Below are 23,103 nucleotides of genomic sequence, written 5' to 3'. Positions count from 1 at the left end.
ATTAACTGTCAATGTTAACTTATCCCAAAGCGTAAGTTAGCAACTAGATACTCGCCTGTTTGATCCTATTTGTGTCATTCCTGCGCAAGCAGAAAACTAGCTCTTAGGCAAGCTCTGCTGTATTTGCAGAATGGACCTCCACCTACGCGGGAAAAACAGATTGATGGGAAATCTGTCAGATAACGTGATAATGGATCCCAACTGCGGCAAAGACACACTACTCTGATTTAACTTTTCTTGTAGCAAAAAAACAACTTGTGCATAACTGCTCAACTTTGTACTATTTCATGATCAACATAGTCATTTAGATTTACATGAAACATTCTTGGTTAAAAAGCGCTTTTCCAATCGCAGCTATTTTCTCATTTCGCATGTTAGGCCTGTTTATGCTAATCCCAGTATTTACAGTCCTTGCTAATCAATTAAATTATGCCACACCTACTTTAATTGGCATTGCCCTAGGCAGCTATGGCTTAAGTCAAGGATTATTACAAATGCCCTTTGGCATTTTATCTGATTACTATGGTAGAAAAAAAATTATAGCCATTGGTTTAATTTTATTCGCCATTGGCAGCTTAGTAGGTGCTTTAACACATTCTATTTATGGGATGATTATTGCCCGCATCTTACAGGGTATGGGCGCTATTGGCAGTGTGTTAATTGCCTTACTTGCCGATTTAACAGCTGATGAAGAACGAACCCGAGCAATGGCTGTTATCGGTATGACCATAGGTATTTCTTTTAGTTTAGCTATGGTAATTAGTCCTGCAATTGCACACTATTATGGTCTGGCTGGTATTTTTTATCTAACTACACTGTTAGCACTTCTCGGTTTAGTAATGCTCTATGGCGTGATTCCTAATCCGCAAAAACAGCGTTTTCATACAGATAGTGAGGCTAAAGTATCACTCTTAAAAACGACGCTGACCGATAGAGATTTACAACGTTTAGATCTTGGTATTTTTCTGCAACATTTTATTTTAACTGCTACGTTCTTTGCTATTCCTCTATTGTTACAGCAACACTTAAAGCTAGGCCATTTAACCCAACAATGGCACTTTTATTTACCGTTAATGATCTCCTCTTTTATATTTATGGTACCGCTTATTTTTCTCGCCGAAAAAAAGCAATTTATGAAACCTATTTTTTTATCTGCTGTAATATTAACTGCTGGGGCCCAATTTATTCTTGTATTTTTACATAATGAGTGGATCTTTTTTTGCTTTACTATGCTATTTTATTTCACTGCTTTTAACATTCTTGAAGCAAGTTTACCTTCATTAATATCTAAACAAGCAAGTGCAAATAATAAAGGAACTGCCATGGGTGTCTACTCCAGTTGTCAGTTTTTGGGGATTTTTATTGGCGGCTTTAGCGCTGGTATTTTATATCAGTATATAGGTATTCACGCTATTTTTATTACTAATGCTTTATTAGGATTAATATGGTTTATTATTGCTCTACCAATGACTATTCATTCACATCAAATTAATATCGTTCTTGCTAAACCTAATATTGATAAATATATAGAAAAAAAATTAATAAGTACATTACAATCCTTACCAGGTGTAATTAATGTTATTATTGCAAGCGAAGAAAATACAGTTTATGTAAGCGCTAATAAAGCAATTTATAGGGCCGGAAGTGCTGAAAAAATCCTAAACCATTATCGATAAATGAGTATGCTATATAGCATATTAATTTATTTATCATCTTAATTTTAGAGTAGATTATTACTTATAAACCTTCGAAAATCAGCTTATATTGGCTATAATGTTTGCTCTAACTATCTCGCAAGCAGGAGAATTTAATGGCTCGTGGAATTAATAAGGTCATCTTAATAGGTAACGTTGGTAGTGATCCCGAAGTCCGGTACATGCCTAATGGCAATGCTGTTGCTACCCTATCAATAGCCACCAGTGAAACTTGGAAGGATAAGCAAAGTGGTGATAAGCAAGAGCGAACTGAGTGGCATCGTGTTGTTTGCTTTAACCGTTTAGGGGAAATTGCTGGCGAATATGTGCGTAAAGGTTCTAAACTATATATTGAAGGTAGCCTTCGTACTCGTAAATGGCAAGATCAGCAAGGTCAAGATCGCTACACAACTGAAATTATTGCTACTGATGTGCAAATGCTTGATAGTAAAGTAGGTGGTGGCTCAGCTGGCTATGATGATACGCAATCAGCGCCTCCTCAGCAGCAACAACCTTCTTACCAATCAACTAATCGCAAAAATCCAGCAGAAGATGCTTTTGCAGAATTAGATGATGATATTCCATTTTAATTGGATAGTGTTTAACATTACGTCACGTCATGTCAAACTTCATGTATTATTTTAAGTTTGCTTAATTAAGAGCCTGTTTATTAAAAGATTTAGGTCGGCCTGGCAATAACTTTATAGCTTCAAATTTCCCGTGCCAAATTAATAATTGGCACGACCTCTACCCTGTTTAAGCTTAGGCAAAGAGCCTATGCGTCACTAAACCTTACTTTAATGAAATGGCAGATAAGAGAAATTAGATCTCAATTCTAACGTCTACTCACTATAAACAGCAAATTTCGTTTTAACTTTAGAAACAAATTAAATACCGTAAAACAGGGTAATGACTAGACAAAAATATGTTTAATAGAGCTTTTACATAACTTGTAGATTTTACTTTTAACGCGTTGTTAAACATGACCTAAGCGGAATTTGATTATAAAGTTTGTTACACTAAATTATATAATTCAAATAATGATTGTTCTTATGCGAGCAAAAAAATCGGAAGCGTTCTCTATCTATCAATTATTGCTGAAAAAAAAATTAATTCATTTAAATGAGACTTTATTTTTTGACTATTTAGCTAACAATCATAAAACTTATAAGTTTGAAGCGAAGGTAACAGCGAAAGGTTTATTAGTGGGAACCGCCTATTTAAATCCTAGCTTCGCTGCCATTCAATACTTACTTAGTATAGGCGATGCCCGTCCTATAAATGGCTGGGTAGTTTGGCATAATAAAGATGGCAAATCACTCTCTGAATTATATAAGCAAGCCCTAAATATATCTTCCAAGTCTTATCCTCACGATCCTAAGGAAGCTGTTTACTTTAACCGTAATATCTATCATGAATACCCTATGATACGAGATGCGGTATTTTTTTTAGGCGCAGGAGCATCTATCGCTGATGGAGCACCATTACAAAAAAATATTATTCCTCTACTATTTAACTTTAGAAATGATCATTATGAAAAATCTAATCTTTATAAAATTGTCACCGATTTTATTAAAACTTACTTTATCTGTGATTTAAACAAAGATTGTTTTCCGCCTCTAGAACAAATATTTGGATTTATTGAATACTTTATTATGCGCGGAGAGAGTTTAAGTGGCTTATATACTTTAGAGTATATTATTTACTTAAGAGAAAGTTTAATTAAATTAATCTATTATATTATTGGTGCGAGTGCTCGAAGAAAAAGTATTGTTTTAAAAGAGTTCTGGAAGCAAATTTTCGTACTTCAGCAAAATATTTCTATTATTACTGTTAACTATGACACGTTAGCTGAAGATGCATTTTCTGTCTTATACCCGCTTAATTGTTATCTAGATTATCGTTATCCTCTTGCAAATTACAATTTTGAATATTTACATCCCTCTGATTGGTGGGTAAATCCCCAGAAACCTATTTTATCAACCTCTGCCAGTTACCCATTAAGAATAAAATATATTAAATTGCATGGGAGCTTAAATTGGAAATATTGTAATTGTTGCAATCAACTAATATTAAGGGCCTGGGAGAAAGAGAACGAGTTTGCAAGTAGCCCCAGTACAACTGATTTACTAACGGAAACCAATTCAAATTTTTGCTCACTAGATGGCAATGCTATGAAAAGCTTAATTATTCCACCTTCTTATAATAAAAATTTAATGCATCCTATTATAAGTCAGATGTTAAATGAAGCCAGCGCTGAAATTCGGGTAGCAAAAAAGATAGTTTTTATCGGGTACTCTCTTCCAGAAGCCGACGTTCATATTAAAGCCATATTATCTAAATCTGACATTGCAAAAAAAGAAATTATTGTCATTAATCCTATAGCAAATATTGACCTTCAAAGGCGTTTTCTTGAACTATCAACTGACTGCAAGTTCATTACTAAATCATTTAATCAAATTATTAATGATGGGGATCTTAAACAAATCTTAAGAGTTGTTTAATTCCAAAATGTCTAATTTATTATGTTTGTTTTTAAGGAAAGCTAATAATATTTTGTAATCATCAAAAGTATCTGCCAGTTGCTTCTTATTCTTCTTTAAAGCACCTAGTTCTGCTTCAGTATTGACTGAGCCAAGATAATGCCATTGATCAAAAACTAAATATTGCGTCATTTTATTACCTTTATCTTCTTCTTTAATAGCAATACTGCCCTTATAAGGCCAAGTTTCGCGTTTATATTGCCTTAAAGCTTCTTCAACACGCTTATTATAAATTTCGTAAGTCTCAGCATGTATGCAAGCACCCTGACATTTTTTTAATTGATAAGAGAAGCAAGCATGCCTTGTTTGTTCAAGGTTACAAAGTTTCGCGCAAAGACCAAATTCTTTGATCCAATACAGCAACATTTTTTTAGCTGCACTTATACTTCTAAAAGCACCATATAAATCATTTGTTACCATTTCAGACTCATCTTCCACTGTAGTTCGCATGGCCGCTAAAGTTATATAACCATCTACCCTCATTGCTCTTATAGTAACTAAGCTTTTCTTCTTTCTCAGACGACGATTATATAATGGCATTCTTTCTTTAATAAGTGCTGACTCCAAAAGTAAAGCACTTAACTCACCTGCTGTAGGAATGATTTCAATATGTTTAACTTGTTGGGATAAAGCAAACTCTTTTGCATGAGCATGATCAGCTTGAAAATGAGATAATATTCTTTGTCTAAGCGAAATACTTTTACCAATATATAAAGGTAAAGTTTTTTCATTTCCATAAAATATATACACACCGGGTGTCTCCGGAAAGGTACTACAGTCCGTTATTAAAGTTGAAGGAATACTCGGCTGTTGATAGGCTTTTTTTGCTTTTTTAAGTACCTCTATTAACGAAAATTCTTGAATCAGACGATCTATTATTTTTCGTAATAAATTAACATCATCCTGCGCTCTATGAATAACATCTTTAGAAAGAAAAAAAGCTTTTGCTATAGCAGATAACTTATAACTCTTAAGAGCAGGATAGAAATCTTTTAATAATTTTATAGAACATAAAACAGGCATTTGAAAAGAGAGCTCGCATACTTTAAAAGCACTTTTTAAAAAACTATAATCAAAGCGAGCATTATGCGCTACTAATACGCATCCCTGCAAAAGTAATATTAACTCCTCAGCAATGACGTTAAAAGTTGAAGCGCTTTGGACTAAGTTATTATCTATTCCAGTTAATTTTATAATCTGTTCAGGAATAGACCGCTCAGGATTAATTAAACTATGCCAGGTAGCTTCTACTCCTTTCTCAGTTAAAATAATTACCGCTATTTCAATAATTTTATCTTGTTTAACATGTAAGCCTGTTGTTTCAATATCAATTAAGGCCCATTTAAAGCTTCTTGCTGACATGCAAATTTCACTTACAAGTAAAAGAGAAAATAGAAGCAGATAGTATAATTATTTTTTATTAAATGAAAGTACGCCCTATCATTAGATTAATGCAGAACTTTAAAGGCAGCGTTAAAACATTAAAGACAATATAAAAAATACAGAACTTATAAAAATAAAAAGCCCACATTGTGTGGGCTTGCAAAAAAATTAAATCTATTCTTCAGAATCACTCTCGTCTGTTTGTACGGGACGATCAACAAGTTCAACTACAGCCATAGGCGCATTATCGCCAGGACGGAAACCGCATTTTAAAATGCGTACATAGCCGCCAGGTCTTTCGGAAAAACGAGGCCCTAGAACAGTAAATAATTTACCTACAGCGCTTTTAGAGCGTAATTTATCAAAAACATGTCTTCTAGAGGCAACTGAATCTTTCTTACTAACAGTAATTAATGGCTCTAAATAACGACGTAGTTCTTTTGCTTTGGGAAGTGTAGTCTTAATTAATTCATGTTCAATTAAAGAGCAGCACATATTCGAAAACATCGCTTTACGATGGCTACTAGTTCGGCTAAAATTTCGGCCGGCATTACGGTGACGCATCTTAAACTCCTAATATTAATCGCCTAGATTAGCTGGAGGCCAATTTTCAAGTTTCATTCCTAAAGACAATGAGCGAGAAGCAAGCACGTCTTTAATTTCTGTAAGTGACTTCTTACCTAAATTAGGCGTCTTTAACAATTCATTTTCAGTCTTTTGCACTAAATCGCCAATATAATAAATATTTTCAGCTTTTAAGCAGTTAGCTGAACGAACAGTAAGTTCTAAATCATCCACTGGTCTTAACAAAATTGGATCAAAGTCATTACGCTCTTTGTTATCAGTACGAGACTCCTCAAATTTCATATCAACAAAGGCATGGAGCTGACGTTGTAGAATAGAGGCAGAAATTCGAATAGCTTCTTCAGGATCTAAAGTACCATTAGTAAATAAATCAATAGTTAATTTATCTAGATCAGTTCGATTTTCTACGCGAGCACTATCAACAAAATAGGCAACTTTAACCACAGGTGAAAAACTATTATCAAGTTTAAGCTTACCAACAGATTTCTGAGCAGTTTCTTCTTCGAATATAGAGCCGGCGTTATCGGTTGTGTGAAAACCAATTCCTCGCTCTACTTTCATTGTCATATTGAGTTGGCCATTTTCGTTTAATGTAGCAATAACGTGTTCAGGATTGACAATTTCTTGATCAGCTGACAATTCAATATCACCGGCAGTAACAACACAAGGTCCAACTTTATTTAAAGTAAGAGTTGCTTCACGGCCAGCAGCAATTTTGATTGCAACTTGTTTTAAATTTAAGAGTATGTCAACAACGTCTTCACGAACGCCCTCTATTGTACTATATTCATGCAAGACACCGTCAATTGCTACTTCAGTGATTGCCCAACCTGGCATAGATGAAAGAAGAATTCTTCGTAATGCATTTCCTAAAGTATGACCATATCCACGCTCTAAAGGTTCAAGTACAATACGAGAATGATGTTTAGTGTTCGCCTGTACTTTAAGTACAGTGGGTGTCAGCATTTCATTAATTTCATACATTAGACAATGTCTCCAGATCTTACTTAGAGTAAAGTTCTACAACTAAATTGACGTTAAAATCAGACGACAAGTCATTGATACTAGGAGCAGAAGCAAATGTACCTTTTAACGAATTAGAATCTACTGTTAACCAATCGCATGGTGCTCTTTGCTCAGATAAAGCAATAGCTGCTTTAATACGACCTTGCTCTTTAGCTCGTTGACGAATAGCAATAACATCACCAGGTTTAACAAGATAAGATGGAATATTAACTACTTGATCATTCACTAAAACTGCTTTATGACTTACAAGTTGTCTTGCCTCAGCACGGGTACTAGCAAATCCCATACGATAGACAATATTGTCAAGACGACTTTCAAGTAATACCATCAAGTTCTCGCCAGTAGAACCTTTCTTACGAGCAGCTGCTTTATAATAATTACGAAATTGCTTTTCTAAAACGCCATAATAGCGACGTAATTTCTGCTTTTCACGTAACTGAAGACCATAGTCACTTAAACGAGGTTTAGAACCACCATGTTGACCTGGTAATTTATCTGCTTTACATTTAGATTTAAAATCTCGTACTGCACTTTTTGTAAGAAGATCAATGCCCTCTCTACGAGATTGTTTACACTTAGGACCAAGATATCTAGCCATTAATCACTCCTGAATCTTTAAACGCGACGTTTTTTAGGGGGCTTGCAACCATTGTGAGGTATGCCTGTAACATCGGTAATTTCAACAATTTTGAAATCTTGAGATATTAATTCACGAATTGTCGATTCGCGTCCAGGTCCAGGCCCGTGGACAAATACAGCCACAGATTTCATACCAAATTCCTTAGCAATTGCAGAGGCGCGTTCAGTAGCTACCTGAGCAGCATAAGGAGTACTCTTTCTTGAACCGCGAAATCCAGATCCGCCAGAGGTTGCCCAACAAAGAGCATTACCTTGCCGATCTGTGAAAGTAACAATAGTGTTATTAAAGGATGCATGTACATGCACAATACCGTCAGAAACGACACGTTTAACTTTTTTTCTGGTCTTTTGTTGCTTTGCTTTAGCTGTAGCCATCTCAATTTCCTAAAATAATTATTTACTTACGCCTTTGCGACGACCTTTACGAGTACGCGCATTAGTTTTAGTACGCTGCCCGCGTAAAGGAAGACCTCGACGGTGACGTAAGCCTCGATAACAACCTAAGTCCATTAGACGCTTAATATTCATCGTAACAACACGGCGTAAATCACCTTCGATTGTCATTTTTGCAATTTCAGCACGTAACGCTTCAAGCAATTCCTCAGGAATTTGAGAAACTTTAGTGGCTGGATCAACCCCCACAGCTTGGCATAATTTTTTTGAAGTTGTTTTACCAATACCATAAATTGACGTTAATGCAATAACAATATGTTTATTATCTGGTATATTTACACCTGCAATACGAGCCATTAATCTCTCCGTACGTTATTTTGCTCTGCCAGAAAGGGACAGAAGAATACTATTTTATTGATACAAAATCAAGCAATAATTATTAACCTTGCTTTTGTTTATGCCTTGCATCCTTACAAATAACACGAATTATTCCGTTTCGCTTAATAATTTTACAATTTCGGCATAGGCGCTTGACTGATGCTCTAACTTTCATTGATAACTCCAAAAAATTTGTTTATAAAAGACCAGGTAATTTTGTGCCTCTAAAATTGGCCTTTCTCATCAAAGAATCATATTGTTGAGTCATTAAGTGGGCTTGTACTTGCGCAACAAAATCCATAATTACGACAACAATGATTAAAAGTGAAGTCCCGCCAAAATAAAAGGGAACGTGCCAGGTATACATTAAAATTTGTGGTAACAAGCATACTAAAACTAAATAGATAGCACCTATTAATGTTAAACGCGTCATAACTGAATCAATATAACGTGTTGTTTGCTCACCAGGCCGAATACCAGGAATATAAGCGCCCGACTTCTTTAAATTATCTGCAGTATCTTTTGGATTAAAGACAAGAGCAGTATAGAAAAAGGCAAAAAATAAGATAGCGGCACCATAAACAATAAGGTAAAGAGGCTGACCAGGAGAAAGTGCCATGCCAATATCAGCTAACCAATCCATTCCCTTACCTTTAGCAAAGAATTGAGCCAAGGTAGCTGGTAATAAAATAATACTAGAAGCAAAAATAGGTGGAATTACTCCAGACATGTTTATTTTTAAGGGCAAATGGCTTGTTTGAGCTGCATAGACTTTTCGACCTTGAGTACGCTGAGCATAATTTACACGAATTCGTCTTTGCGCTCTTTCCATAAACACAACAAATCCTGTAACGACAACTACAATGAAACCTATTAAAATTAAAGTAAGCGCTTGCATCTGCCCTTCACGTACTTGCTGAAAAATAGAAGCTAATGCATGAGGCATACTTGAAACTATTCCTGAAAAGATAATTAGGGAAATACCATTACCGACACCTTTTTCAGTAATTTGCTCACCCAGCCACATCAGAAACATCGTACCAGTAGCCAAAGTAACTACAGCTGTAAAATAGAAAAAAATGTCAGCATGTAATGCAATGTTCTGACCAGCTAACCAACGAGCCATACCTAGCGATTGAAAAATAGATAAAACCAATGTTAAATAGCGGGTGTACTGATTTATTTTCCGCCTTCCAGATTCACCTTCTTTTTTCAATTGCTCAAGCTTAGGTGATACAACAGAAAAAAGTTGAATTATAATTGAAGCAGAAATGTAAGGCATTATCCCAATAGCAAAAACTGTAACCCGAGATAATGCACCACCAGAAAACATATTAAACAAGCCAAAAATAGTATTCTGTTGTTCGCCAAAGAAGTTAGCTAATTTCTGTGGATCTAGTCCAGGAACAGGAATATGCGCTCCTAGACGATACACAAGAATACCCAGAACTACAAATAAAAGCCTAGCTTTTAATTCTGCCAACCCACCTTTGGTTTGGCTAGTTAATTGTTTTTTGCTATTCATATTAATCTTCTATGCTTCCACCTGCTTGTTCAATTGCTGCACGCGCACCCTTTGTAATCCGAAGACCTCTGATCTTTAAAGGCTTAGTAATCTCGCCAGAAAGAATAATTTTTACATCTTTAATAAGTTTATTAATTAAACCGAATTCTCTTAAACTGTTCATGTCAACAGTATCAGTATCTAACTTTGCAAGCTCAGATAAAGTAATTTCATCAACTAATTTACCATTTCTTGACTTAAAGCCCATTTTAGGTAAACGACGTTGAATAGGCATTTGACCGCCTTCAAAATTGATTTTGTGAAAACCGCCTGCTCTTGCTTTCTGGCCTTTGTGACCTCTTCCACTTGTTTTACCTAAGCCTGAACCAATGCCACGGCCAACGCGACGTTTCGCTGCTCGTGAACCATAATCAGGGGAAAGTGAATTTAAGTTCATTTAAGCGCACTCCTCGACTTTCAATAAATATTCAACTGCATTCACTAGCCCACGAATAGAAGGATTATCTGCATGAATGACAGAACTATTTAATTTACCTAAGCCAAGCTGTTTAACAATTTGAATGTGCTTAGGCTTACGACCAATAATACTTTTAACTAAAGTAATTTTAATATTTTTACTCATGCTGATCTGCCGTTATTTGTTCAATTGACTTACCGCGTTTCGCTGCAACATAGTCAGGAGTGCCAATATTAGTTAAGGCACCAATAGTAGCCCTTACAATATTGCTAGGATTAGTTGAACCAATACTTTTAGCTAAAATATTTTGCACGCCTAAAACTTCTAAAACAGCACGCATAGCACCGCCAGCAATAATACCAGTACCTTCGCTGGCTGGCTTCATAAATACTTTTGAAGCACCATAATTCCAAGTAATTTCGTGATGAATAGTATTTCCGGCTAGTGGAATATAAGTCATATTCTTTCTCGCTTGTTCCATAGCTTTTTGAATTGCTACTGGAACTTCGCGCGCTTTACCACGACCAAAACCAACTTTACCTTTACCATCACCAATTACAACTAAAACAGCAAAGCCAAAAACGCGGCCACCCTTTACAACTTTGGCTGTACGAGTAACGGAAACTAATTTCTCTTGGTAGCCCTCGTTTACTTTAGAATCATCAAATGCCATTACTTTTCCTTTAAAAATTCAAACCAGCTGCACGTGCACCATCGGCCAATGCTTTAACACGACCATGATACCTATAGCCAGAGCGATCAAAAGCTACATTAAGAATTTCTTTAGCTTTAGCTCTTTCACCAAGTAGTTTACCAACTTGATGGGCTTGCTCAACTTTAGTGCCGCTTAATGAAGGTTTTAATTCAGTATCAAGTGTTGAACAAGAAACTAAAACAACGTCTCCGTTTTCACCTCCAATAACAATCTGAGAATAGATGTTACATGCACTACGATAAACAACAAGACGCGGACGATTACAATTTCGCTGTATTGCTTTAGCTTTCATACCACGTCGAACACGAGAAGTTCGTTTACTCATATTTTAAACCCTATTTCTTCTTAGCTTCTTTACGAGCTATATATTCGCCAGCGTATTTAACACCTTTGCCTTTATAAGGTTCAGGTTTTCTTATTGCTCTAATTTCGGAAGCAACCTGACCTAATAACTGTTTGTCAATACCACGTAAATTAACAGTAGTATTATTTGGTGTTTCGGCTGTTACGCCTTCAGGTAGTTTAAATTCTACTGGATGAGAAAAACCTAAAGATAAATTAAGTATCTTTCCACTAGCTTGTGCCCTATAACCGACACCGACCAGCTCCAAGGTTATAGTAAAACCTTCAGTTACACCTTTAACCATATTATTGAGTAACGCTCTAGCAGTGCCTGCATGAGCCCAACTTTTAGGATCTTTAGAAGCAGGCTTGAATGTTACTACATTTGAACCGTCAGTAGAGATATCAACTAATTTATTATAAGGTTGTGTTAATTCCCCTTTTGGCCCCTTAACGGTCATAAATTCTTTCGTTACAGTTAACCCTACATTATTGGGTAGAGATATTGGGGCCTTTGCTACTCTTGACATATCATTCCTCGCAAACTTTAAGCTATTTCACAAAGTACTTCGCCACCAACCCGTTGGGATTTAGCTGCCACATGAGTCATAACACCCTTAGAAGTTGATAAAATGGCAATTCCAAATCCAGGTATAGCTGATAATTCATTAAAAGGCTTATAAACTCTTAAGCCAGGACGGCTTATACGTTCAATCCGCTCGATTACAGGTCTACCATGATAATATTTTAAATCGATAGTAATACTTTTAATATTATTCTTACTAGACTCAATACTATAATCTAGTATGTAGCCTTCTTCTTTTAATACACGAGCGATTTCTTCTTTCAGTTTTGATGAATGAAGAGTAACGCTTTGGTGTTTCGCCTGCTGTCCATTTCGAATTCGGGTCAGCATATCAGCTACAGGATCATGCATACTCACTCTTTTTCTCCAATAGTCTTGATATTACCAGCTAGATTTACGACCGCCAGTAACATTACCATTCATTAATTGTTGCCGTAAGCAAATTCTGCAAAGCCCGAACTTTTTATATACGGCGTGAGGCCGGCCGCATTGTTGGCATCGAGTGCTATGACGGACCGGATTAGAATTAACAGGCAGTTTCGCTAACCGCTCTTGTGCATCCATAATTGTATCAAAATCTTCTGAAGATTTGATTAATATCTTTAATTCAGCTCGTCTTTGTCTATACTTTTCAACCAGCTTTGCACGCTTTTTTTCTCGTTCGAGCATTGATTTTTTAGCCACGGTAATACCCTTCTTTAATGTTTGTCTCTGTCTTTTAAAGGTAGATTAAACGCTTCTAGTAAAGCTTTTGCCTCTTCGTTCGTTTTAGCACTAGTTGTAATGCAAACATCTAAACCCCTAATTCCGTCAGTTTTATCAAAATCAATTTCAGGAAAAACGATTTGCTCGCTTAACCCCATACTATAGTTACCAGTACCGTCAAAGGATTTAGGGCTGAGACCACGAAAGTCACGAACGCGTGGCAGAGCGATACTAATTAGCCTATCTAAAAATTCATACATTTGGTTTTTTCGTAAAGTAACTTTGCAGCCTATTGGCCAACCTTCACGGATTTTAAAACCAGCCAATGATTTTCGAGCCTTAGTTATAATTGGTTTTTGACCAGCAATCAAAGACATATCTTCAACAGCATGATTCATAACCTTTTTATCACCTACTGCTTCACCAACACCCATATTCAATGTAATTTTAACAATTTTAGGGACTTGCATTACGCTTTTGTAGCCGAACTTCTTCATCATCATTTCAACTACTTCGCTTTTATAATATTCTTTAAGTCTTGCCATTTCCCGCCACCTACGTAATTAGATTAAGTCAACTACTTCATCGTTAGACTTGAAATATCTAACTTTATATGTTTTGCCATCTTTCTCTATGTTTCTAAAACCTACTTTATCTGCTTTTTTTGAAGCAGGATTGTATAAGGCGACATTAGAAATATGCAGCGGTGCTTCAATAGAGCGAATGCCACCTTTATCATTGACCTGTGGATTAGGCTTAATGTGTTTTTTAACCAAATTGGCGCCTTCAACAACCACTGAGTCACCAAATACGCGGGTTACTTTACCAATATGCCCTTTACTCTTACCAGTGATAACAATGACTGTATCGCCAGAACGGATACGCTTCATAATTTTATCCTTTTACAATACTTCTGCGGCTAAAGAGATAATTTTCATAAATTTCTCCCTTAATTCGCGTGTTACTGGACCAAATATACGGGTACCGATAGGCTCGTTTTGGTTATTTAAGAGAACAGCTGCGTTTCCATCAAAACGAATAAGTGAACCATCATCGCGGCGAACGCCCTGGCTAGTTCTAACCACTACAGCCTTCATGACTGCACCCTTTTTTACTTTACTTCTAGGAATTGCATCTTTAATACTAACTTTGATGACATCTCCTACTCGTGCATAGCGGCGATGAGAGCCCCCTAGCACTTTGATACACATCACTTTGCGCGCGCCGCTGTTATCAGCAACATCAAGCACCGTCTGCATTTGTATCATAATAAACTCCAGTTCTTAATACGACCAGAAAAAGGTGGCTGATTATATCAGCCCTTTTTGAATTTTAAAAGTCGTTACAACCTATTAAGAAATAACTTCAACAAGAACCCAACTTTTAGTTTTCGAGAGAGGTCGTGATTCACGAATCTTAACAGTGTTGCCAATTTTGCCTATCTCGTTTTCATCATGGGCATGTAATTTTGTTCTTTTCTTTATAATTTTGCCGTACTTAGGATGCCTTACTGTACGCTCGACCATGACTACAATAGTTTTTTGCATCTTATCGCTAACGATTTTTCCAACCAGCGTTCTGGCATTAGATTCACTATTTTTCGACATAAGTCTTTCCAACCTTTTCCGTCATAATTGTTTTTACTCTAGCAATGGCTCGTCTCGCTTCTTTAATAGGATGAGTTTTTTCTAATAAGCCATTTGCTTTTTTCATTCTTAATTTAAACTGCAATTTTCTTAAATCAAGTAACTCTTCATTTAACTGCTCTAGAGAAAGCTCTCTTAATTCGCTGTTGTCTTTCATTACATCACCTTCCGCTCTTCAAAGATAACCTTGAAAGGTAATTTTGCTTTCGCTAGATTAAAAGCTTCCATAGCCAATTCTCTAGTCACACCTTCCATTTCAAATAAAACCTTTCCAGGCTGAATTTGAGCAACCCAATATTCTACACTTCCTTTACCTTTACCTTGACGAACTTCAAGAGGCTTTTGGGTAATTGGTTTATCGGGAAAAACACGAATCCATATTTTTCCTCCACGTTTAATGTGACGAGTCATGGCTCGTCGAGCAGCCTCAATTTGGCGAGCAGTTAAACGTCCGCGTTCTAAAGCTTTTAAACCAAACTCACCAAAACTGACCTTATTACCTTTCAATGCCAGACCGCGATTGCGACCTTTCATTTGTTTTCTATATTTAGTACGTTTAGGCTGTAACATGATTAACAATCCTCATTCATTTACTGCTTTCAACGTTACGATTTTTTTGTGGCAGCACTTCACCTTTAAAGATCCATACTTTAACGCCAATAATACCGTACGTTGTTTTTGCTTCTGCAGTGCCATAATCAACGTCTGCACGAAAAGTATGTAAGGGAACGCGTCCTTCACGATACCATTCGCTACGAGCAATTTCAGCTCCTCCAAGACGGCCGCTAACGCAAATCTTGATTCCTTTTGCACCAGCTTTCATAGCCGAAGTTACAGCCCTCTTCATTGCTCTTCTAAACATGACTCGTTGTTCTAATTGCTGAGCAATACTCTCTGCAACTAAAACAGAGTCTAGCTCTGGTTTGCGAACTTCTTCAATGTTCAAATGAACAGGTACATTTAACTTAGCTGCGATCTCACTACGTAGACCTTCAATACCGCCTCCTTTCTTACCAATTAAAACACCAGGTCTAGCACTATGAATAGTTACGACTGCATTATTGGCTGGTCTTTCAATTTGTATCCGGCTGACGGCAGCTGACATAAATTTTTTCTTAAGTTCTTTTCTTAAGTTAATATCTTCGTTTAATAATTTGGCAAACGTTTTACTGGCGTACCATTTTGAATTCCAGTCTTTAGTAATACCTAAACGAATACCTATTGGGTTTACTTTCTGTCCCATTATGCTATACCCCGTCAGATACTTTAATTAAAATGTGGCAATTGCGTTTGCAAATGCGATTAGCTCTTCCCTTGGCACGTGGACTAATTCTTTTAAAAGTAGCAGCCTCATCCACACAGACAGTTCCAACTTTTAGTTCGTCTATATCAGCACCATTATTATTTTCAGCATTAGCAATCGCTGATTCTAATAATTTTAACATATATTTCGCACCCTTTTTAGGTGTGAAGCGCAATACATCAAGTGCACTTGAAACACTTAGACCACGAATTAAATCCGCAATCAATCTACCTTTTTGGGCAGATAGAGGTGCATTACTTAATTTAGCTGTAACTTCCATCATGACCTCTTATTTACCTTTAGCCTTTCTGTCACCAGAATGCCCTTTAAATGTTCGAGTCATAGCAAACTCACCTAATTTGTGACCGACCATATTATCAGTAATATAGACAGGAACATGCACTTTACCATTATGAACAGCAATTGTATGTTCAATCATTTCAGGAATTATTGTCGAACGTCTAGACCAAGTTTTTATTGGTTTCTTAGACTTTGTCTGATTCGCCAATTCTATTTTCTTTAATAAGTGTCGATCTATAAATGGACCTTTTCTTATGGAACGTGGCACCTTAATATCCTCTTAACTAATTATTTCTTTTTGCGTCGTCTTACAATAAAGCGATCAGTTCGCTTATTGCTCCGAGTTTTATACCCTTTGGTAGGTACACCCCACGGTGTTACAGGATGACGTCCGCCTGAAGTTCTTCCCTCTCCCCCTCCATGAGGATGATCAACTGGATTCATAGCTACCCCTCGAACAGTCGGCCTAATACCGCGCCAACGTTTAGCACCGGCTTTTCCAAGGCTACGTAAGCTATGCTCGCTGTTGCTAACTTCACCAATTACCGCACGACATGAGGTTAATACTTTTCGCATTTCACCAGAGCGTAATTTTAATGTGGCGTATGCACCTTCTTTAGCAACTATCTGGCCACTACATCCTGCGCTACGTAAAAGCTGTGCACCTTTGCCAGGCTTTAATTCTACACAATGAATAGTAGTTCCGACAGGAACATTACGAAGAGGGAGGCAATTGCCTACACTAATAGGCGCATCTTCACCACTTACAACAACAGCACCAACTTCTAAATTAGACGGAGCAATAATATAACGTCGTTCCCCATCTTTATACACAATAAGGGCAATCAGGGCCGAACGATTAGGATCATATTCTAAGCGTTCAACTTTGGCTTCAATACCATCTTTATTACGTTTAAAATCGATGAGTCTATATTTGCATCGAACTCCGCCACCAATATGGCGAACTGTGATGCGGCCAGAGTTATTACGTCCGCCAGTTTTATTCAATTTCTCAACTAAAGCGGCATGTGGTTGTCCTTTGTGAATATTATGATGTACAACCTTTAACTCACCACGCTTACCCGGTGAGGTGGGTTTAGATTTTAAAAGAGCCATCTTAATCTGCCTTATTCTGCCAAGCTAAAGTCAATATCATAATTTTCCTGCAGAGAAACATAAGCTTTTTTCCAATCACTTCTTTTACCTTGTAATTGTCTAAAACGTTTCTGCTTTCCAGGAACATTTATTACTGACACACTTTTAACTTTGACGTTAAACATCTGTTCTACTGCTTTTTTGATCTCTGACTTAGTCGCTGTAGGCAACACTTTAAAGGTAAATTGCTTAAATTTTTCAGCCATTATTGTAGACTTTTCAGAAGTATGGGGCTCACGCAGAACCATTATAATGTGTTCAGCATTCATTGTAATAACTCCTCAAGTCGCTTAACTGCGCCACTAGTCATAACTACCTTTTCAAATCGTAGTAAATTTACAGGATCTACAGATATAACATCACAAATATCAAACTCAGCTAAATTGCGTGAACCTAAATATTCCTGTTCACCTATTTCATCCATTACAATTAATGCGTTAGTGAGCTCAAATTCTTTTACCTTCGCAATAAAATCTTTTGTCTTATGTGAGTTACATTGGAAATCATCAACAACAATTAGGTTACCATTGCGATAAAGTTCAGAGATTATACTACGTAATGCCCTTTTGTACATTTTTTTATTTAATTTTTGGCTATAATCTCTCTTTTTAGAGGCAAAAGTTACACCACCACTACGCCAAAGTGGACTGCGGATAGTTCCTGCACGAGCTCTGCCTGTTCCTTTTTGATTCCAAGGCTTCTTGCCGCCGCCTCTTACTTCTGCACGAGTTTTTTGCGCACTATTACCACTGCGGGCATTATTCATGAAAGTTACAACTGCTTGATGAATTAAACCTTCATTATAATTGTAATCAAAAACCTGCTCGCTCACCTTTAAGGAAGTATTGGTATCTTTAGTAGTCAGTTCCATTATTCTCCCCTTGCTTGCTTTTTAACAGCTGGTGTTACGCGCACCTTAGAACCTGGGCAACCAGGAATCGCACCCTTAATGAGTAGTAAGTTTCGTTTTGCATCAACGCGTACTAACTCTAAATTCTGTGTGGTACAACGAGCATTACCCATATGACCAGCCATCTTTTTGCCTTTAAATACCCTACCAGGTGTCTGATTTTGACCGATAGAGCCCGGCACTCTATGAGATCTAGAGTTACCATGTGTAGCATCTTGAGTACGGAAATTGTGGCGTTTTACGGTACCAGCAAAACCTTTACCTTTTGACGTTCCACAAACGTCTACAAATTGACCATTTGTAAATACATCTGAAATATTAATAACCTGGCCTGCTTGAAATTCATCAATTGATTCTACAATGAATTCCCCTACCGTATCGCCTGCATCAATTTTTGCTTTTGCGAAATGTCCGGTAAGTGGTTTGCTAACTCGACTAGCTTTTTTCTCACCTGCAGTTAGTTGAATAGCAATATAGCCATCATTTTCTAAAGTTTTTAACTGAGAAATTCGATTGGGTAGTACCTCTACTACGGAAACAGGTATAGAAACGCCAGCATCTGTAAAGACGCGTGTCATGCCTACCTTTCTGCCAATTAACCCTAATGTCGTCATAGTAATACCTCTTTAGTATCCATTGCCTTGTAATGATTACTCATCATCTAGACTTATCTGAACATCGACCCCGGCAGCTAGGTCTAGTTTCATTAAGGCATCCACTGTTTTCTCAGTTGGATGAACGATTACTACTAGACGTTTATGGGTTCGTAATTCGTATTGATCACGCGCATCTTTATTAACATGTGGTGAAATCAATACTGTAAATTTTTCCTTTTTAATAGGAAGGGGAATGGGGCCTCTAATCTGAGCCCCTGTACGCTTTGCTGTTTCTACAATTTCGCGAGTCGATGTATCGATTAAACGATGATCAAAGGACTTTAAGCGAATTTTAATATTTTGATTGTTACTCATCTTGCTCACTCAATAATTTTTGCAACGACACCAGCACCGACAGTTCGACCGCCTTCACGAATAGCGAAGCGTAAACCTTCATCCATTGCAATTGGCGAGTGCAGATGTACAGTCAATTGAACATTATCACCTGGCATCACCATTTCAACCCCTTCAGGGAGGTCACAAGAGCCGGTTACGTCAGTGGTTCTGAAATAAAACTGTGGGCGATAACCATTGAAAAAGGGTGTATGACGACCGCCTTCATCTTTGGAGAGCACATACACTTCCGCTTCAAATTTAGTATGAGGCTTGATAGTACCGGGTTTTGCTAGTACCTGGCCACGCTCCACTTCATCACGTTTTGTACCACGTAATAAGATACCCACGTTATCCCCTGCACGACCTTCATCAAGCAGTTTGCGGAACATCTCAACACCCGTACAAGTGGTTTTTTGAGTATCACGAATACCGACAATCTCAACTTCTTCACCCACTTTGATAATACCGCTCTCAATTCGACCGGTCACAACAGTTCCACGACCTGAAATTGAAAACACGTCTTCAATCGGTAACAAGAAGCTCTTATCAATGTTACGAACAGGCTCAGGAATGTAAGAATCCATCGTATCAATCAGCTTCTCAATCGCAGGTACACCAATCTCACTGGTATCGCCTTCCAGTGCTTTTAAGGCAGACCCCGTCACAATTGGAATGTCATCACCAGGAAACTCATAGCTGCTTAATAAATCACGTACTTCCATCTCCACAAGCTCTAAAAGCTCGGCATCATCTACCATGTCCGCTTTATTTAAGAAAACAACTATGTAAGGCACACCTACTTGACGAGACAAAAGAATATGCTCGCGAGTTTGAGGCATTGGACCATCCGCTGCAGAAACAACTAAAATAGCACCATCCATTTGCGCAGCACCGGTAATCATGTTCTTCACATAATCGGCATGCCCTGGGCAATCAACATGTGCATAATGGCGATTGGCTGACTCATATTCAACATGCGCTGTTGAAATCGTAATACCGCGCTCCCGCTCTTCTGGCGCTGCATCAATTTGATCATAAGCCTTTGCTGTACCACCAAACTTCTTGGCCATAATCGTTGTAATCGCTGCCGTCAGCGTCGTTTTACCATGGTCAACGTGGCCAATCGTACCCACATTCACGTGTGGCTTTTTACGTTCAAACTTTTCCTTCGCCATTTCAATACCTCGTAACTTATTGTTTCTTAATTATCGCTTCAGCAATATTCGAAGGCGCTTCAGCGTATCGTGCAAATTCCATAGAAAATGTTCCACGGCCCTGGCTAATAGAACGGACATCGGTTGCATAGCCAAACATTTCAGCTAAAGGAACTTCTGCTCGAATTATCTTACCAGCGGGTGAATCTTCCATACCTTGTACCATACCCCTGCGGCGATTTAAGTCACCCATCACATCGCCCATATAGTCTTCAGGAGTTACAACTTCAACACTCATTATTGGTTCAAGAAGAACTGGTTTTGCTTTAAGAGCACCTTGCTTGAAGCACTGTGAACCGGCAATTTTAAATGCCATTTCACTTGAGTCCACTTCATGATATGAACCATCAAATAGAGTTACTTTTACATCAACAACAGGATAGCCAGCAATAACACCATTTTGTAATTGTTCCTGAACACCTTTATCTACTGCTGGAATATACTCTTTTGGTATCACACCACCGACGATAGCATTAACAAACTCATATCCCTTGCCTTGCTCTTGAGGCTCAATCTTAAGCCATACATGACCATACTGACCGCGACCACCTGATTGGCGTACGAATTTGCCTTCTTGCTCAACTGCCTGCTTAATTGTTTCTCGATAAGCTACTTGCGGCTTACCAACATTTGCTTCAACATTAAATTCTCGCTTCATGCGATCAACAATAATCTCTAAGTGAAGCTCACCCATACCTTGAATAATTGTTTGGCCAGATTCTTCATCTGTATGAACTCGGAAAGAAGGATCTTCCTGCGCTAATTTACCTAAAGCAATTCCCATTTTTTCTTGGTCAGCCTTAGTTTTAGGTTCCACAGCTACTGCAATTACCGGGTCCGGAAAATCCATGCGCTCAAGTATAACTGGTTTATCAATATCACACAGTGTATCACCAGTAGTTACAGTTTTAAGTCCTACTGCTGCTGCAATATCTCCCGCTCGTACTTCTTTAATTTCTTCACGAGAATTAGCATGCATTTGCAATATACGACCAATACGCTCTTTTTTACCTTTGACGGAATTAAAAACGGTATCGCCGCTTTTAAGTACGCCTGAATAAGCACGGAAATAGGTTAACGTACCAACAAAAGGATCGGTTGCAATCTTAAAGGCTAGTGCTGAGAAAGGCTCATCATAAGAGGTTTTACGGTTAACTTCATTGCCGTCATCATCATGACCTTTAATGGCAGGAACATCGATTGGTGATGGAAGATAGTCCACAACACCATCCAATACCGCTTGAACACCTTTATTTTTGAAAGCTGATCCACAAAATACAGGGACAATCTTATTGGTCACAGTAAGATGACGAAGGGCATCTTTCATTTCTTTTTCGTTAAATTCCTCGCCTTCTAAATATTTCTCCATCAACTCTTCAGTTGCTTCAGCTGCAGCTTCAATAATTTTAGCTCGATATTCTTCACATTGCGGTAACATTTCAGCCGGAATATCTTTGTATTCAAAGGACATACCTTTACTTGCTTCGTCCCAGTGAATCGCTTTCATTTTAATTAAATCGATTACCCCAACAAAAGCATCTTCTGAACCAATTGGCAGCTGTAAAACAACAGGATTTGATCCAAGGCGCTGCTTAATTTGACTCACTACACGTAGAAAATTTGCCCCCATACGGTCCATCTTGTTTACGAAAACAATCCTGGGCACACCATATTTATCAGCTTGACGCCAAACCGTTTCTGATTGAGGCTCAACACCCGATACAGCATCGAATACAACAATAGCACCATCAAGAACGCGTAGAGAACGCTCTACTTCAATCATAAAATCTACGTGGCCTGGAGTATCAATAATATTGATGCGATGTTTAGGATATTGCTTATCCATACCTTGCCAGTAGCAAGTGGTTGCCGCAGAAGTAATGGTAATACCGCGCTCTTGCTCCTGAACCATCCAGTCCATTGTCGCAGCGCCATCATGCACCTCACCAATTTTATGGGACATACCTGTATAGAATAAGACGCGCTCTGTTGTTGTCGTTTTACCGGCGTCAACATGAGCCGCAATACCAATATTTCTGTAAAGTTCTAATGGAGTAGACACGGATTACCTCTCTTAATTCCATCTAAAATGTGCAAAAGCTTGGTTAGCTTTAGCCATTTTATGTGTATCTTCGCGTTTTTTAGCGGCAGAGCCTTTATTTTCATAGGCATCCATTAATTCGCCTGCTAAACGTAGCATCATACCTTTTTCACCACGTGAACGAGCAGCTTGAACGATCCAACGCATACCTAAGGCAATACTTCGATCTGTACGAACTTCAACTGGGACTTGATAAGTCGCACCACCTACGCGTCTTGAGCGAACTTCAACAGTAGGTCTAACGTTATCGAGCGCTTGCTCAAAGTATCTTAATACGAGATTTGTGCCAGTAGCACTGCCACTCTCACTACCCTCTTCCTCATGCTTTCTCGCTTTCTTAACTCGATCAGCTAATAGCGCTAATGCACCGTATATGATTTTCTCAGCGGTTGATTTTTTACCACTTACCATTAATACGTTAATAAATTTTGCCAATAATTCACTATGGTATTTTGGATCAGGCAAAATTTCGCGTTTAGGGACTTCTCTTCTTCTGGGCATTTCACATTCC

Annotated in this window: 35 protein-coding genes; 3 read left to right on the top strand and 32 right to left on the bottom strand. The window is 37.8% G+C overall.

Annotated features, from left to right (window positions below; all coding sequences use genetic code 11):
* The first annotated feature begins 314 nt into the window (after window positions 1–314).
* The 3 genes from ACQUW5_RS11890 (at window position 315) to ACQUW5_RS11880 (ending at window position 4,198) form a co-directional block, all read left to right on the top strand.
* Window positions 315–1,676, top strand: a complete 1,362-nt coding sequence (locus tag ACQUW5_RS11890; RefSeq protein ID WP_444991465.1) for an MFS transporter — start codon at window positions 315–317, stop codon at window positions 1,674–1,676.
* 134 nt (window positions 1,677–1,810) lie between these two features.
* Window positions 1,811–2,284 (top strand): single-stranded DNA-binding protein, encoded by a 474-nt coding sequence (gene ssb / locus ACQUW5_RS11885; RefSeq protein WP_444991464.1) that lies wholly within the window; start codon window positions 1,811–1,813, stop codon window positions 2,282–2,284.
* Between the two features lie 462 nt (window positions 2,285–2,746).
* A complete protein-coding gene (locus tag ACQUW5_RS11880; protein ID WP_444991463.1) occupies window positions 2,747–4,198 on the top strand; it encodes a hypothetical protein in 1,452 nt (483 codons plus the stop codon).
* Here the strand turns inward: ACQUW5_RS11880 and ACQUW5_RS11875 are convergent.
* The 32 genes from ACQUW5_RS11875 to rpsG form a co-directional block, all read right to left on the bottom strand.
* A complete protein-coding gene (locus ACQUW5_RS11875) occupies window positions 4,184–5,599 on the bottom strand; it encodes a 3'-5' exonuclease family protein (protein ID WP_444991462.1) in 1,416 nt (471 codons plus the stop codon). The two genes, ACQUW5_RS11880 and ACQUW5_RS11875, sit on opposite strands and share 15 nt — an antisense overlap.
* 195 nt (window positions 5,600–5,794) lie before the next feature.
* On the bottom strand, window positions 5,795–6,184 hold the full coding sequence (rplQ, locus tag ACQUW5_RS11870; RefSeq protein ID WP_444991461.1) for a 50S ribosomal protein L17: 390 nt from the start codon (window positions 6,182–6,184) through the stop codon (window positions 5,795–5,797).
* Between the two features lie 15 nt (window positions 6,185–6,199).
* Window positions 6,200–7,189, bottom strand: a complete 990-nt coding sequence (locus ACQUW5_RS11865; RefSeq protein WP_444991460.1) for a DNA-directed RNA polymerase subunit alpha — start codon at window positions 7,187–7,189, stop codon at window positions 6,200–6,202.
* Between the two features lie 19 nt (window positions 7,190–7,208).
* Window positions 7,209–7,829 (bottom strand): 30S ribosomal protein S4, encoded by a 621-nt coding sequence (gene rpsD / locus ACQUW5_RS11860; RefSeq protein WP_444991459.1) that lies wholly within the window; start codon window positions 7,827–7,829, stop codon window positions 7,209–7,211.
* A 17-nt stretch (window positions 7,830–7,846) separates the two neighbouring features.
* Complete coding sequence (gene rpsK / locus ACQUW5_RS11855; protein WP_444991458.1) at window positions 7,847–8,245, bottom strand: 30S ribosomal protein S11; 399 nt, start codon at window positions 8,243–8,245, stop codon at window positions 7,847–7,849.
* Window positions 8,246–8,263: 18 nt separating this feature from the next.
* Window positions 8,264–8,620 carry a 30S ribosomal protein S13 gene (rpsM, locus tag ACQUW5_RS11850; protein ID WP_444991457.1) on the bottom strand — a complete coding sequence of 119 codons (357 nt, stop codon included), beginning with the start codon at window positions 8,618–8,620 and terminating at the stop codon, window positions 8,264–8,266.
* Between the two features lie 82 nt (window positions 8,621–8,702).
* Window positions 8,703–8,816 carry a 50S ribosomal protein L36 gene (rpmJ, locus tag ACQUW5_RS11845; protein ID WP_115329957.1) on the bottom strand — a complete coding sequence of 38 codons (114 nt, stop codon included), beginning with the start codon at window positions 8,814–8,816 and terminating at the stop codon, window positions 8,703–8,705.
* 21 nt (window positions 8,817–8,837) lie between these two features.
* A complete protein-coding gene (gene secY / locus ACQUW5_RS11840) occupies window positions 8,838–10,166 on the bottom strand; it encodes a preprotein translocase subunit SecY (RefSeq protein WP_444991455.1) in 1,329 nt (442 codons plus the stop codon).
* A 1-nt stretch (window position 10,167) separates the two neighbouring features.
* Window positions 10,168–10,602: a 50S ribosomal protein L15 gene (gene rplO, locus ACQUW5_RS11835; protein WP_444991454.1), complete on the bottom strand. Its 435-nt coding sequence runs from the start codon at window positions 10,600–10,602 to the stop codon at window positions 10,168–10,170.
* Window positions 10,603–10,788: a 50S ribosomal protein L30 gene (rpmD, locus tag ACQUW5_RS11830; protein WP_444991453.1), complete on the bottom strand. Its 186-nt coding sequence runs from the start codon at window positions 10,786–10,788 to the stop codon at window positions 10,603–10,605.
* A complete protein-coding gene (gene rpsE, locus ACQUW5_RS11825) occupies window positions 10,781–11,296 on the bottom strand; it encodes a 30S ribosomal protein S5 (protein WP_444991452.1) in 516 nt (171 codons plus the stop codon). The genes rpmD and rpsE overlap by 8 nt, the downstream gene beginning before the upstream one ends.
* 10 nt (window positions 11,297–11,306) lie before the next feature.
* The gene (rplR, locus tag ACQUW5_RS11820; RefSeq protein ID WP_444991451.1) at window positions 11,307–11,663 is read right to left on the bottom strand and encodes a 50S ribosomal protein L18; all 357 of its coding nucleotides are present in this window, start codon (window positions 11,661–11,663) and stop codon (window positions 11,307–11,309) included.
* 10 nt (window positions 11,664–11,673) lie between these two features.
* Window positions 11,674–12,210 (bottom strand): 50S ribosomal protein L6, encoded by a 537-nt coding sequence (gene rplF, locus ACQUW5_RS11815; protein ID WP_444991450.1) that lies wholly within the window; start codon window positions 12,208–12,210, stop codon window positions 11,674–11,676.
* 17 nt (window positions 12,211–12,227) lie between these two features.
* Complete coding sequence (gene rpsH / locus ACQUW5_RS11810; RefSeq protein WP_444991531.1) at window positions 12,228–12,617, bottom strand: 30S ribosomal protein S8; 390 nt, start codon at window positions 12,615–12,617, stop codon at window positions 12,228–12,230.
* 30 nt (window positions 12,618–12,647) lie between these two features.
* On the bottom strand, window positions 12,648–12,950 hold the full coding sequence (gene rpsN / locus ACQUW5_RS11805; RefSeq protein WP_444991449.1) for a 30S ribosomal protein S14: 303 nt from the start codon (window positions 12,948–12,950) through the stop codon (window positions 12,648–12,650).
* Between the two features lie 14 nt (window positions 12,951–12,964).
* Entirely contained in the window at window positions 12,965–13,516 is a 552-nt protein-coding gene (rplE, locus tag ACQUW5_RS11800) for a 50S ribosomal protein L5 (protein WP_444991448.1), read from the bottom strand.
* 18 nt (window positions 13,517–13,534) lie between these two features.
* Complete coding sequence (gene rplX / locus ACQUW5_RS11795) at window positions 13,535–13,861, bottom strand: 50S ribosomal protein L24 (protein ID WP_444991447.1); 327 nt, start codon at window positions 13,859–13,861, stop codon at window positions 13,535–13,537.
* Between the two features lie 12 nt (window positions 13,862–13,873).
* Window positions 13,874–14,239, bottom strand: a complete 366-nt coding sequence (rplN, locus tag ACQUW5_RS11790; protein WP_115329935.1) for a 50S ribosomal protein L14 — start codon at window positions 14,237–14,239, stop codon at window positions 13,874–13,876.
* Between the two features lie 84 nt (window positions 14,240–14,323).
* Complete coding sequence (rpsQ, locus tag ACQUW5_RS11785) at window positions 14,324–14,578, bottom strand: 30S ribosomal protein S17 (RefSeq protein WP_444991446.1); 255 nt, start codon at window positions 14,576–14,578, stop codon at window positions 14,324–14,326.
* Window positions 14,565–14,774, bottom strand: a complete 210-nt coding sequence (rpmC, locus tag ACQUW5_RS11780; RefSeq protein ID WP_444991445.1) for a 50S ribosomal protein L29 — start codon at window positions 14,772–14,774, stop codon at window positions 14,565–14,567. The genes rpsQ and rpmC overlap by 14 nt, the downstream gene beginning before the upstream one ends.
* Window positions 14,774–15,187 (bottom strand): 50S ribosomal protein L16, encoded by a 414-nt coding sequence (rplP, locus tag ACQUW5_RS11775; protein WP_444991444.1) that lies wholly within the window; start codon window positions 15,185–15,187, stop codon window positions 14,774–14,776. The genes rpmC and rplP overlap by 1 nt, the downstream gene beginning before the upstream one ends.
* Window positions 15,188–15,203: 16 nt before the next feature.
* Window positions 15,204–15,860, bottom strand: a complete 657-nt coding sequence (gene rpsC, locus ACQUW5_RS11770; RefSeq protein ID WP_444991443.1) for a 30S ribosomal protein S3 — start codon at window positions 15,858–15,860, stop codon at window positions 15,204–15,206.
* Window positions 15,861–15,864: 4 nt separating this feature from the next.
* Window positions 15,865–16,200: a 50S ribosomal protein L22 gene (gene rplV, locus ACQUW5_RS11765; protein WP_444991530.1), complete on the bottom strand. Its 336-nt coding sequence runs from the start codon at window positions 16,198–16,200 to the stop codon at window positions 15,865–15,867.
* A 9-nt stretch (window positions 16,201–16,209) separates the two neighbouring features.
* On the bottom strand, window positions 16,210–16,488 hold the full coding sequence (gene rpsS, locus ACQUW5_RS11760; RefSeq protein ID WP_115329923.1) for a 30S ribosomal protein S19: 279 nt from the start codon (window positions 16,486–16,488) through the stop codon (window positions 16,210–16,212).
* Window positions 16,489–16,508: 20 nt separating this feature from the next.
* The gene (gene rplB, locus ACQUW5_RS11755) at window positions 16,509–17,336 is read right to left on the bottom strand and encodes a 50S ribosomal protein L2 (protein ID WP_444991442.1); all 828 of its coding nucleotides are present in this window, start codon (window positions 17,334–17,336) and stop codon (window positions 16,509–16,511) included.
* Between the two features lie 11 nt (window positions 17,337–17,347).
* Complete coding sequence (gene rplW, locus ACQUW5_RS11750) at window positions 17,348–17,644, bottom strand: 50S ribosomal protein L23 (protein ID WP_444991441.1); 297 nt, start codon at window positions 17,642–17,644, stop codon at window positions 17,348–17,350.
* Window positions 17,641–18,246: a 50S ribosomal protein L4 gene (gene rplD, locus ACQUW5_RS11745; protein WP_444991440.1), complete on the bottom strand. Its 606-nt coding sequence runs from the start codon at window positions 18,244–18,246 to the stop codon at window positions 17,641–17,643. Before rplD ends, rplW begins: the two co-directional genes overlap by 4 nt.
* A complete protein-coding gene (gene rplC, locus ACQUW5_RS11740; RefSeq protein ID WP_444991439.1) occupies window positions 18,246–18,899 on the bottom strand; it encodes a 50S ribosomal protein L3 in 654 nt (217 codons plus the stop codon). Before rplC ends, rplD begins: the two co-directional genes overlap by 1 nt.
* Before the next feature lie 36 nt (window positions 18,900–18,935).
* Window positions 18,936–19,256, bottom strand: coding sequence for a 30S ribosomal protein S10 (rpsJ, locus tag ACQUW5_RS11735; RefSeq protein ID WP_115329912.1), 321 nt, complete (start codon window positions 19,254–19,256; stop codon window positions 18,936–18,938).
* A gap of 5 nt (window positions 19,257–19,261) precedes the next feature.
* Entirely contained in the window at window positions 19,262–20,452 is a 1,191-nt protein-coding gene (tuf, locus tag ACQUW5_RS11730) for an elongation factor Tu (RefSeq protein ID WP_444991429.1), read from the bottom strand.
* Between the two features lie 16 nt (window positions 20,453–20,468).
* Window positions 20,469–22,553, bottom strand: coding sequence for an elongation factor G (fusA, locus tag ACQUW5_RS11725; protein ID WP_444991438.1), 2,085 nt, complete (start codon window positions 22,551–22,553; stop codon window positions 20,469–20,471).
* 12 nt (window positions 22,554–22,565) lie between these two features.
* A complete protein-coding gene (rpsG, locus tag ACQUW5_RS11720) occupies window positions 22,566–23,093 on the bottom strand; it encodes a 30S ribosomal protein S7 (RefSeq protein WP_444991437.1) in 528 nt (175 codons plus the stop codon).
* Window positions 23,094–23,103 lie beyond the last annotated feature (10 nt).

It is taken from the genome of Legionella pelazae (assembly GCF_052527395.1).
This window is presented reverse-complemented; position numbering and strand designations above follow the sequence as displayed.